The 12,357-nt window shown below is 72.1% G+C and carries 4 protein-coding genes; 3 read left to right on the forward strand and 1 reads right to left on the reverse strand.

Annotated features, from left to right (window positions below):
• Window positions 1-56: 56 nt before the first annotated feature.
• Together WMF11_RS27400 and WMF11_RS27405 are read left to right on the forward strand one after the other, a co-directional pair.
• A complete protein-coding gene (locus tag WMF11_RS27400) occupies window positions 57-5,792 on the forward strand; it encodes an RHS repeat-associated core domain-containing protein (RefSeq protein WP_437972808.1) in 5,736 nt (1,911 codons plus the stop codon).
• A 68-nt stretch (window positions 5,793-5,860) separates the two neighbouring features.
• Window positions 5,861-6,142, forward strand: a complete 282-nt coding sequence (locus WMF11_RS27405) for a pyrimidine/purine nucleoside phosphorylase (RefSeq protein WP_437541072.1) — start codon at window positions 5,861-5,863, stop codon at window positions 6,140-6,142.
• Between the two features lie 23 nt (window positions 6,143-6,165).
• On the opposite strand, the gene WMF11_RS27410 is transcribed toward WMF11_RS27405, so the two are convergent.
• Window positions 6,166-10,023 (reverse strand): serine/threonine-protein kinase, encoded by a 3,858-nt coding sequence (locus WMF11_RS27410; RefSeq protein ID WP_437902243.1) that lies wholly within the window; start codon window positions 10,021-10,023, stop codon window positions 6,166-6,168.
• 589 nt (window positions 10,024-10,612) lie between these two features.
• Between WMF11_RS27410 and WMF11_RS27415 the strand changes: the two genes are divergently transcribed.
• Window positions 10,613-11,503 (forward strand): serine/threonine-protein kinase, encoded by an 891-nt coding sequence (locus WMF11_RS27415; protein ID WP_437555500.1) that lies wholly within the window; start codon window positions 10,613-10,615, stop codon window positions 11,501-11,503.
• The last annotated feature ends 854 nt before the right edge of the window (window positions 11,504-12,357 follow it).

The following is a 12,357-nucleotide window of genomic DNA, read 5'->3' on the forward strand; positions in this document are numbered from 1 at the left end:
CTCCGGCGGGGACGCGTTGTTCGTCAACACCCTTTCCATCTCACCTTCAGGAGCCCATGATGAACTGGTTACGTCATGCTTTGCCTGCGACAGCGGGCCTCGCCGCCGCTCTCGGGGCCCACGAGGCCGCGGCCGCGGGGCCGTTCAAGGACCAGCTGGTGCAGCCGCCCAGCATCGCACAGCCCGAGCGCGGCTCGATCGCCGGCAGCCTCTCGCGGCTGGCGTTCGGACCGTCGGCGCTCGCGCGAGGCGCGTATTCGCTGCCCTTGCCGATCGACGCGCCGGCGGAGAGAGGCGGCCTCCTCGCCTCGGTCGTGCCCTCGTATTCCGCCGAGGGCGGGGTCGGCGAGTGGGGCGTCGGCTGGCAGACCGACCTGACCATCCGGCGGCACCGGGTCGTCGGCGAGATCGATTTCACGGCGGGCGACTCCTTCACGAGCCCGTGGGGCCGGCTGGTCGAGGGCGACGACGGCGCCTACTACCCGGCCGGCCTGCGCAGCATGGTGCGCCTCCGCCTCAGCGACGAGGGGTGGGTGGCGACGACCTCGGACGGCACGCGTCATCGCTTCGACGCCGCGGACGCCAGCGTCACGCCGGACGGCACCTACTCCTGGAACCTGAGCCGCGTGGAGACCCTCTTCGGCGACTCGACGACCTTGACCTGGACTCACAACGATACGGGGCGGGCGTTCCTCTCCGAGGTCCGCTGGGGCGGCCGCTTCGACGGGAACCAGTACCGGATGACGTTCACCTACGAGCCGCTGTCCACGCCGTTCGCCACCTTCGTCTCGGGCGCGAAGACGCTGCTCGATCGGCGCGTCACGCGCGTCGCGGTGTCGGCCCGGAACGGCGCGTACCTCGAGCGCTATCGCTACGACCTGACGTATCAGACCTCGCCGACCGGCCCGGCGTTCTACCTGGCGAGCGTGACCAAGCGCTACGCCTCGGGCGCGACCGAGCCGCCCGTCACCTACCGCTACGACTTCTCGACCGATCAGCTGGCGAACGCCACGTTCCAGCCGGCCCCCGCGCTCGACGGGTACCTCGCCACGTACGGATCAGGCGCCATTCAGCCCGACAAGGCGGCCATGACCGACCTCGAGCGCAACGGCCTCACCGACATGGAGGTGCACCTCGACCAGACGCTCGTTCGGCAGACGGAGACAGGCTATGTCTTCGAGGCGCTGCCCGCCCCCACGGGCGCCGAGAACCCGCTCTGCCGGCCGGCCCCGTCGGCGACGAACAAACCGCGCTTCCTGGCGCGCATGCACGGCGACGCCACCGAGCCCAACGTGGTCGTGACGGCCGCGAGCTCGACGGGGGCGCAGACGCGCGTGATCGTCTGCGATCGCGCCGGCTTCACGCAGCTCGATCAGTGGATCACCGGCGCCTGGGCCACCGGGCCGAACACCCGCCTCGCCGACCTCGATCTCGACCAGCGGCCGGACATCGTGCGGGTCTCGTACGGCAGCGCGCAGGTGCTGCGGAACACCTCGATCTCGCCCGCTCAGGCGTCGTTCGCGCCGGGGGCGACCTCATCGCTCCTGCCGAGGGTGACGCCCACGGCGAGCTGGGTCCTCGACGTCAACGGCGACGGGCGGCCCGACCTCATGGTGCGCCACAGCGGCGGCGTGGTGGTCTGGCGCGGCGTCGGCTCCGGCCGCTTCGAGCAGACCGGGACCTCGTACCTGTTCACCACGGCCTCTGGACTGCCTCTCTCGGGGCTCTCCACCTACGAGTTCAGCCACGGCGACTTCAACAACGACGGCCTGTCCGACCTCATCCTGACCAAGGGCCAGACGGTCCTCCTCTTCACGAACCGCGGCAGCTCCTTCGTCGAGACCCCGGTGTCCGCCTTCGCGTCGATCCCCTGGTCCGTCTCCTTTCCGGTGGTCGTCGACCTGTCGGGCTCGGGCAACGAGCAGATCGTCATGGCGAACGGCGCGCACGCCGAGGTGCTGCAGCTGTCGCGGCCGTCCACCGGCCTCCTGCTCTCGTCCGACGACGGCAAGGGCACCGTCGTCCACTTCGGCTACGGCCGGGTGCGCCCGGCGCCCGGGGTGAACCAGCTCTATTCGATCCTCACGTCGATGCGCGTCGAGTCCTCGGGCTACGACCCTGTCACGTACACCTACGAGTATGGCTCGCCCGTATGGCACACGGCGGGCAAATACCTTGTCGGGTTCGAAGAGGCGCGCAAGGCGTCTCCCTACCTGCACGAGACGGTCGCTTTCCATAACGACAACGACATCGCGGGCGTCGTCACTGGCACGCGCGACGAGGACGACCGCATCCCCGGCCTCGTGCGCTTCTCGGAGCGGGGCCTGGAGCCGGCCGCCTTCCACGGCGTCCCGTGGCTCCGGGTGCTGTGGGAGGAGCGCGGATGGCAGGCGGAGGACGGCAGCGCAGCGGTGACGACGCGCACCGACTTCCGCGAGTACCACGACGGGATCTGCCCGACCGTGGTCGAGACCACGGGGCCGGACGGCATCGGCCGACAGGAGACGACGTTGATGGAGGTGGCCGAGCTCGATCCCGAGCTCGTCTGCCTCACCGGCTCGCAGCGCGTCATCGGTACACACGACGACGCGACCCTCGACTACGACTACCGCGTCGACATCGAGCGGGACGACTTCGGCCGTGTCACCCGCGCCTCGCAGGCCGGGCCGACAGGCCCGATCGTGCTGCAGGAGGTGGCCTATGACGACGACCATCGGGTCGCGTCCATCGGCTCGCCAGGCGCCGGCACGTCGTTCTACACCTACGATCCCGTGACCGGGCAGCTCAGCACGGTGACGTCGCCCGACGGCGTGGTGGAGAGCGTGGTTGGCCGCGATCCGATCACCGACGCGCTCGTCCACTCGCGGATCACCCGCGGCGGCGCCGCCTGGAACAACTTCGCCGACCATGACGGCCTGGAGCGCCTGCGCGCCACCTGGGACGACCTCTCCGGCGCCACGCCCGCCCGTCCCCTCAACCAGATCGACTATGTCTGGGCGACGGCCGCGGCGCCGGGTCAGATCCTCGAGCGCCACCTCGTCGACGCCGCGACCGGCGCGGCCACCGAGATGGCGGACCTCCTCGCCGCGGACGGCGCGGTGCTGGCCAAGGCCGCGCTCCAGCCCGGCGGCTACAGCCTGTCTCGGGTGACGCAGGTGAGCCGCTCGTCCGCGGAGGTGCGCGAGTTCGCGCGCGATCCCATGCCCTCGCTGGGCGGCTTGACGCACGCGTCCTTGCTCGCAGGCGCGACGCTGCTCGGCGTGTCCCAGAAGACGGGCGCCGGCAGCGACCTCTCGTCGTGGTCGACGGTGCAGAGCGGCGTCATCAGCGAGAACGAGGTGATCCGCGAGATCGTCGGCGACGAGCTGGTGGTGACCGCGATCGAGAACGGCGCCTACGCGACGAGGACCGGCGCGGGGGCCGACGGCCGGCCGCGCTGGTTCGAAGATCAGAGCGGGGCGGTGACCTCCTACGCCCACGACGCCATGGGCCGGCTCCGGCGGGTCTACACGCCGGCCGGCGTCCACAGCCTCGACTTCGACGCGTACGGCCGCCCCTCCGTCGTCCAGCGCGAGGACGTGCAGCGCGTCGAGTGGTCGTACGCCGCGGAGACAGGGCGGATGACCGAGCGGCGCGAGCTGTCGACGGCCGGCGTGCTCGACCGGAGGACGAGGTACGAGCACGACGCGATCGGGCGCATCACCCGCACCGTCGAGACGAAGTCGTCGAGCGGCGAGACCCGCACGGTCGAGACGGGCTGGGATGGCGCGCTGCCTGGCGGCCTCACCCTCCCTGGCCAGCTCGGCTTCGCGACCACGGTGACGACCGGCGAGATCACGAAGGTCACGACGCGCCGAGCGGACGGAAAGGTCTCGGCGACACGCTGGGATCTCGACGGGTGGCGCAAGCTCGATCAGGACATCTCGCTCTACGCCAACGGCGCGACAAAGAGCGTGACGCTCCGCGTGTCGGACCGCAACGACGCCCCCCTCCTCGTGACGACGAGGGCGTACGACTACGACGCTTACGGCCGACTGGTCAGCTGCCGGCTGGACGGCGCGCTCCTGTTCACGATGACGTACGACGGCGAGGGCCGGCCCGAGACCGTGTACTTCGCGGACGGCGCGCTCGACCTGAGCTACGACCCCATGACGCGGGCGCGGCGAGGTTATGAGATGAGCGGGAGCGTCTCCGGCGCGGTGAGCTGGGAGAAGAACGCGCGTGGCCTGATGGCGGCGGAGATCTTCGAGCTCGGCGACGACACGTTGCGCCGCGGCTATCGGTACGACGCGCGCGGCTTCCTCGTCGGCGCGTCCGACGGCGCGGGCTCGGCGAGCTACAGCTACGACGCGTCCGGGCTGATCGCGTCGGCGAGCGACGAGCTCGGCGACCGGCCCATCGCGCGCAGCGCCGCGGCCATCACGGCGGGCGGCGAGAGCTACCAGGTCGACGCCATGGGCCGCGTGACCGCGCACGACGACCTCACGGTCGAGTATGGTCCGAGCGGCGACGTCGAGCGTGCCTATCGCGGCGCCGACGAGCTTCGCTTCGCGTACGACGAGGCAGGGCAGCGGGTGCTCAAGTACAGGAACGGCGTGCCCGTGGCGGGGTACGTGGCGGGCGCCTACCTCAGCGAGGACGGGCTCGTCGAGCCGGTGAACGTCGCGGGCATCACGGTCGGCGTGATCGACAACGGCGTGTTCGAGCGCTTGCCGTTCGACCCGCGCGGCACGAGCATCTCCGACGAGGCCGGCGCGCTCTCGCTCGCCTCGGCCTACGGGGCGCGGATCGAGTACGGCCCCCTCGCCGAGGCGATCGACTATGTGCAGAAGGGCTATGACCGCGATCTCGGCCTCGTGCGCATGGGCGTGCGCGACTACGACCCGCTCCTCGGGCAGTTCTGGACGCCGGATCCCCTGTTCTTGACCAGCATCGACAAGTGCGTCGCGTCGCCGGCCGAGTGCAACCTCTACGGCTACGCCAGGAACAACCCGGTCAGCTACGTCGATCCGACGGGCACCGACGCGGACAACCGGAGGACGCCTCCGGAGCTCGAGGGAGGGGACGACAAGCGCGTGGCGGAGATGAGGGCCAAGACCGGGCTCCGCTACGAGAACAGCCACGCGCTCGCGGCGGGCGACAGGGTGATCTCCGGCATCGATTACGCCATCACGCTCGATAGCATCAAGCAGCGCTGGGACGCCACGAACGGGGAGATCTACTACCGCGACTGGGGTCTCTGGACGAGCAGCAGGTGGCTCGAGGGCAGCATCCCGCAGCGGGATTTGAACGAGATCGACAAGCAGCTCCGGACGTTTCCGACCGGCGTCGGCGACTGGACGTTCACGACCTCGAACGGCTACGAGGTGCGCATCATGGTCATCACGCCGATCGCCGGCACGCTGAGCGAGGCATCGATGACGTCCGGAACGTCGGAGAAGATCACGCTCGGCATGACGTTCAAGGAGTATACCGAGACCGCGACGAAGAGCGGCGCCAACCTCGGCCTCTCGGCAGGAGACTCCAAGACTGCGAGCGCGAACTTCGGGACCTCCTACGAGGAGGCGACGAAATCCGGCACCGAGCGCACCAGCCAATCGACCAGCGAGACGGGGCGGAGCGCCAACGTCACGTACAAGTTCAGCCATCAGGCGGAGTCGGCGAAGATCCTGGTCGGCGTATGGAAGAGCGGCAAGCAAGGCGTCTGGACCACGCTGGCGACGAGCCACGAGGGCTCAGACAACCACCTCATCCAGCACGCCTACGTGCCGATCCCGGGCGGGAAGCCGTAGCTCGCCGGGCGGACCTCTCCCGTCCGTCCGGGCTGGTCTCTCGCGGCGGGACGCGGTAGGAGGGCGCCATGCTCAAGCACAACAGCTACTTCAACGGCAACGTCCAGAGCGTCGGCTTCGAGCGCCATGGGCGCCGTCAGACGGTGGGTGTCATCGACACCGGCGAGTTCCACTTCTCGACCGAGGCGCCGGAGCGGATGACGGTCGTCGCCGGCGAGCTCGCGATCCGCATCGACGGCTCCACGGAGTGGCGCGCCTATCCGGCAGGGACGTCGTTCGAGGTGGCAGGCAAGAGCGGCTTCGACGTCAGGGCCACCCAGCCCACCGGCTACCTCTGCGAGTTCCTCTGAGCGCGCCCGCGGCGTAGAGCGGCCTAGGCGTCGAGCCAGCGCCGCTCCAGCTCCAGCGTGGCCACGTTGTCCGGCACATTGCCGAGGAACTTCCCGCGCCACACCGGATCGCCGATTTTCCGCGCCCGCTCGAGCAGGCGCTCCCGCGCCGAGGCGATCGCCATCATCGCCTCCCGCCCGTGGCCGCAGGCCGAGAGCGCCTCGGCGTGCGAGAGGCGCACCAGCGACTCGCCCACCTCGGCCCCCATCGACTCCAGCAGGCAGAGCGCCTCGGTCGTCGCCGCGAGCGCGTCCACCGCCTGCCCCGCGTCGAGCAGCGCCCGCCCGAGCACCGCGTACGCGAAGGCCCGCAAGGGCGGCGCGCCGTACAGGATCGCGACCGCGGCGCGCGCCTCGCGCTCGGCCCCCCCGAGATCGCCCGCCTGGAGCACGATCCTCGCGAGGCACGCCCGCCCGGCGCCCTCCCCGCGCGCGTCGCCGAGGCGCTGGGACGTCGCGATCGCCTCCTCCGCCGTCCGCCGCGCCTCCTCGACGAGGCCCCGCTGCGCGAGCACCGGACCGAGGTTGAGGAGCGCGCCGAGCCGGACGTCCGACAGGCCCATCCGCTCCGCGTCCGCGAGCGACGCGCTGAGCGCCGCCTCGGCCCCCTCGAAATCGCCGAGCTCCGCGTAGCAGGAGCCCAGGTTGTTCCTGGCCCAGCAGGCGTTGCGGCGATCGCCCGCGTGCTCGAACGCCGCGAGCGCCGCCTCGAAGCCCGCGAGGCACGCGCCGGGATCGCCGACCGCCATCGCCCGGTACGCGCGCGCCTCGTGGAGCCGCGCCAGCACCTCGACCTCCTGCTCGGTCTCCTCGGCGTCCTGCTCGATCCCGTCGAGCAGCTCGTCCGCGAGCTGGTACCGCCCTCCGAACACGAGCCGCCCGGCGCCCGCGCACAGGCACACGCTGCGCGCGGGGCGCGCCGACCGCCGCGCCTCGGTGCCCTGCGCCAGGCGCAGCAGGCCCTCGACCTGGTCGTGGTTGCCGCGCTTCGAGGCCGCGAGGATCACCTGCGTGAGCGCCGAGAACCACGGCGCCGACCCGGGCGCGAGCCGCTCCAGGGCCTCGGTCCCCCGCCGCTCGGCCAGCGCGAACTCGCCCCGCCAGAGGTGCGCCTCCGCCTGGCAGAGCCGCAGCGCCCCGGCCGTCGCCTTCGAGGCGCCGCGCGCGATGCCGCGCTCGACGCGCTCGATCGCCGCGCCCAGGTCGCTCCCCAGCAGCGCCTGCTCGGCCGCGCGCAGGGTCGCCGCCGCGGCCCGCGCCGGCTCGCCGCCGCGCTCGAAATGCTCGGCCAGGGCCATCGGATCCGCCACGCCCGTCCGCTCGAGCCACTCGCCGGCGAGCCGGTGGCCGAGGCGGCGATCGTGATCGGTCAGCATCCCGTACGCCGCCTCGCGCACGAGCGCGTGCCGGAACCGGTACTCGGCCGCCTCCGGCGCGCCTTCCACGGAACGCCGGACGATGAGCTCCCGCACCTCGAGCTCGGCGAGCAGCGGCTCGACCTCCGCCCGGCCGACCAGCGCGGCGACCCCGCTCCGCGAGAAGGTCTCGCCGAAGATCGCCCCGGCCCGCAGCGCCCGCCGCGCGCCCACGTCGAGCGCGTCGAGCTCCGCCTGCACCATCGCCAGCACCGTCTCCGGCAGGTCCACGCCCTTGCCCGCCGCCGCCGCGCGGATCTGCTCCTCGAGGTAGAAGGCGTTGCCGTCCGCGCGCTCGACGAGCGTCGCCACGAGCGCCGGGCTCTCGCGCTCGCCGAGCACCTGGCGCACGAGCCGCTCGCTCGACCGGCGCGAGATCCCCGCGAGGCGGAGCTTGTGCCCGCGCCGCTCGTCCCACAGCTTCGGGAAGAGCTCGTGCACCTCGGGCCGGCCGAGCGCCATGACCATGAACGGCCGGTCCTTCAGGTTCCGGAGCGCGGCGTCGACCATCGTGACCGTGGGCAGGTCGCCCCAGTGCAGGTCCTCGAGCACGAGGAGGACCGGCTGCACCGCGCACTCGGCGCGCAGGAAGTCCTCCCAGGCGAGGCGCAGCTGATCGCCCATGAGCATCGGGTTGCGCCGCGCCGCCCGGAGCTGCACGTCGTCGTCCGGGAACGGCGCGCCGACGAGCTCGCCGAGGAACGTCGCGACCCGCGCGGCGTCGAGCGCCGCGTGCCGCTCGACCCGCGCCCGCACCTTGCGCCGCCGCTCCTCGACGGGATCGGCGTCCGTGAGGCCGATCGCCCGGCGGAGCGCGTGCGCGAGCAGGCCGAAGGCCGACCCGGCGCTCATCGGATCCACCTGGCCGAGCCACACCTCGACCGGCTCGCCGTCCTCCCGGATCGCGCGGACGAGCTCGTGGCGGAGCCGCGACTTGCCGATGCCCGCCGGCCCCGTGACGAGCACGACGCTCGGGGTCGACTCCTCGATGCAGCGGGCGAGCTCGTCCCGGATCAGCGCGAGCTCCCGCTCGCGTCCGACGCACGACGTCGCCTTGCCGAGCACGTGGGGCGGCGCCTCCGGCTCCTCGCGCGCGCCGTGGAGCCAGGGGCCGCCCCCGTCGGACGTGATCTCGAACCGCGCGCCGAGCAGGCCCGCCGTCACCTCGTCGATGCGGATCGCCGGCGCGCGGGACGTCGCGCGGCCCTCGGGGAGCAGCTGGACAACGCGGTCGATGAGGTCGCCGATCGGCATGCGCGAGGCGATCTCCGCCCTGCCCGTGACGACCGCGACCGGCGCGCCGCCGAGGAGCGCCTGGACGGCGAGCGCGCAGCGGGCGGCCCGGGCCGCGAGGTCGGTCGTCGCGCCGGCCCCGGACAGCACGACGAGCGGCAGCCGCGCGTCGACGAGCTCGAGCTGGCCCTTGTAGCGCGCCGCCGTGGTCGAGAGCGCCTGCGCGCGCGCCTGCTCGTCGACCTCGGGGAGCGACGGTTCGGCGGTGGAGAGGCCGTCGCGCGCGAGGACGAGGCACATCACCTTGCGCTCGCCGGTCGTGAGCTCAGGCGGGCGGACGGACATCGAGGGCGGGCGGACGGAGATCGCCGCGGGATCCATGAGCCCGGCGAGCTCGATCGCGACCGCGTTGCCGTCGCTCGGCCGCCCCTCGGGCGACTTCGACAGCATCCGCTGGACCAGCGCGTCGAGCGCCTCGGGCACGTCGTCGCGGAGCCACCGGAGCGACGGCGGCTCCTCGATCAGCACCTTGACGAGCACGGCGAGCCCGCGCGCGCCGCGGAACGGGGCGCGCCCCGAGATGCACTTGTAGAGCAGGCAGCCGAGCGCGAAGACGTCGGCGCGCGCGTCGACGTGCGCCTCGCCGCGGGCCTGCTCCGGCGCCATGTAGCCGGGGGTGCCGAGGATGGCGCCGGGCATGGTGAGCTGCTGGTCGATGCCGGACATCCGGACGACGCCGAAATCGATGAGCGTGATGCGGTCGATGGTGCCGCCGACGAGGAGCAGGTTGCTCGGCTTGAGATCGCGGTGGACGACGCCGAGCCGGTGCACGGAGCCGAGGGTGGTCGCGACGCGCCGGCCGAGCTTGAGGCTCTCCTCCAGGGTGAACGCCTGCCGGGCAAGGCGCTGGGAGAGGGTCTCGCCGGTGAGCCACTCCATGGCGAGGTAGGGGTGGCCGTGCTCCGTGCGGCCGTGCGAGATGTACCGCACCACCCCCGGCACCCGCAGCGTGGCGAGCGCCTGCGCCTCGCGCGCGAGGCGGTTCGAGTCCTGGGAGGCGGCGTTCTGGAGGACCTTGAGGGCGATGGTCTCGCCGGTCTTGAGGTCGCGCGAGCGGAAGACGTGGCCCATGCCGCCGGCGCCCGCGAGCTCCATGATCTCGAACCGGCCGTCGATGACGTCTCCCGCTCGCATTGCCTGCCGTCGCTCCGGATCGTCCGCCCTGTGTGGGAGCTACGCGAAGTTCACCTGAATGGCCAGCGGTTCAGGGTGACGGGCGTGTCCCCGGAAGCGGGCGCCGAGAGGCGCCGCCGCTGTCATGCAATCACCACCGATTGCCGCGCTCCGGTGCGCATCGTCACCAGAGAGCGCGGCCAGGGGCAACTCTGCAGCGTCGAAGCGCCGGCGGCCCCGCTGAGACCGGCGCGGCCGTGGTGGCCCAGGCGCTGGCCGCTCCCGCCGCCGCGACGGGCGTTGGCCGGCCACCCGCGCTCCGGCTCCCCGGACCGCATTCGCCCCGTGGTCCCGCGGGCCGCGCCCCATTTTTCCCCGCCCCATGCCCCCGCGGCTTTTTCGTCCAGGCGACCTCGGGTGCGACGGGCGGCCGATGTGTAGCGGCGCGCCCCGGAAAACGAGGCGCGGGGGCCCTTCGTCGTGTGACGCTGCGCGCGGCGCTTCCTCTGTCGCGTCTGCGTGATAAATGAGCTTGTCTGGGGAGAGGGGGGAGGCGACCGGAACGCGCTGGACCCCCTTTGTCAAGCGAAGGAGGCCGCTCTTGTCAATCGTGCCCGGAACCGTTCTGCTCCAGCGCTACCGCGTGGTACGTCATCTCCGCCGCGAAGGCCTCGGTGAGGTGTTCAGCGCCGAGGACGCGAGCGCCGGCCGGCGCGTCGCGGTCAAGGTGCTCGGGGAGCCCCCGGTACGCCAGGAGCCGGGAGGCGTGCTCAACACGCCAGAGCGCATGCCCCAGCAGGAGGCCGAGGCGCGCTTCCGGCGAGAGGCGGTGGCGTGCGAGCGGCTGCGGGGCCCGCACACACTGCCCTCGCTCGACGGCGGCAAGGACCCGGCGCACGGTCCTCTCCTCGTCTTCGAGCTGCGCGAGGGGGAGCTCCTCAGCGAGCGCATCTCCCGGCAGGGGCCGCTCCCGTTCAGCGCCGTTCACCCGCTGGGCGGGCAGCTCTGGTCGGCGATCGCCGAGCTGCACGAGATTGGCATCATCCACCGCGACATCAGCTCCGCGAACGTGCTCCTCGACCAGGGTCCTGACGGCGAGCGGCTGACGCTCCTGGATCTCGGCTCGTGCAAGCTCCCTCCCGGGCTCTCCGACGCCGCGCCGACGTTACCGAGCCGGTGTCTCGGCGATTTCAGGTTCGCGCCGCCCGAGCAGCTCACGAAGGGGAAGACGGTGGATCACCGGGCCGACCTCTATGCGGCCATGACGGTGATCTTTCACGCGCTCACCGGCGAGCTCCCCTACGCCGCGCGCAATCTGATGATGCTCGCCGATCTCAAGACGAGGACGCCCCCGCGCCGCCTGGGCAGCCTGATGCCTCCGCCGGTCGACCGGGAGATCGAGGTGTTCGTGAACAGGGGTCTGGCGCACAGCCCGGACCGCCGCTTCGCGAGCATCGCCGAGGTGATCCAGGGCTGGCAGGCGCTGAGCCCCGCCGCCTGAACGTCTCGACGGCTCTCGCGCGGCCCCAGCGCCGCTGAAGGCTGGACACCCGGCCTGCCGATTCCACCGCAGCGTCCCCGCGCCGACAGGAAGGCACCCGGACAGCGCCGCGCGCTTGCTGCCTTCCTGCTCCCCCGCCCGATTTCTCCGCGAGGCCAGGCGCCCCTGCCCGGCCGAGGCCGCCGGTTCGCCGGCGAGCTCAGCTGGACGGCGGAATCCCCTGCCGCCGGCCGCGCCCAGAGGCCCCGTCGCTCCGCCGCGTACGCGTCCGACAGCACGCGCCGGCCTGGGCGGCGCCTCGCCAGCGCTGCCCCGGCGTTCCGGAGCAGGGCTCCCCCGTCGACGCTCCGTTCGATCAGCAGCCGTCACAGACCATTGCGACAACGTCCCTCTTTTTCTCACCATCATCGCTTCCGAACAGCGTTTACCGCGCAGGCCGGTTCCTCTGCGATGCGAGGACGGTTGCCGTCGGGTGCTTTACCCGAACGAGCCGCGTTATCCCGGAGCAAGCGGCGATTTCGCGCGCTTCGTCGTCACGGGAAAAGGGCGGACCTTACCGCCTGGCGTCTGACGAGGAATACGCACCTTCGATCAAGAAACTGCATCTCACAGCATTGCAGAGGGTGAGCACGCATGTTAATCCCGGGTGCGCTCGTCGCCGCGCCCTCTCGCGCGGCGCCAGGGCAACTGGATCGGCGTGCCGCTCGTTTTGCGCACGTTACGCACGTTACGCACGTTACGCACGTTACGCACGTTACGCACGTTGCGCAGGTGTCCGCGAGGCGTCTTTCGCCTCTCCGGGGCCGCCGCGGTGTACCTCTCGGGACCGGCGCACTCCGGGCCGGCACGCCGTC

The organism is Sorangium sp. So ce295 (genome assembly GCF_051527405.1).
In the GTDB taxonomy this organism is placed as follows: domain Bacteria; phylum Myxococcota_A; class Polyangia; order Polyangiales; family Polyangiaceae; genus Sorangium; species Sorangium cellulosum_B.

What these genes read in the sequence shown, in the direction of transcription:
- WMF11_RS27400 (WP_437972808.1), top strand. Translation starts at nt 57, where the DNA reads ATGATGAACTGGTTACGTCATGCTTTGCCTGCGACAGCGGGCCTCGCC.
- WMF11_RS27405 (WP_437541072.1), top strand. Translation starts at nt 5,861, where the DNA reads ATGCTCAAGCACAACAGCTACTTCAACGGCAACGTCCAGAGCGTCGGC.
- WMF11_RS27410 (WP_437902243.1), bottom strand. Translation starts at nt 10,023, where the DNA reads ATGCGAGCGGGAGACGTCATCGACGGCCGGTTCGAGATCATGGAGCTC.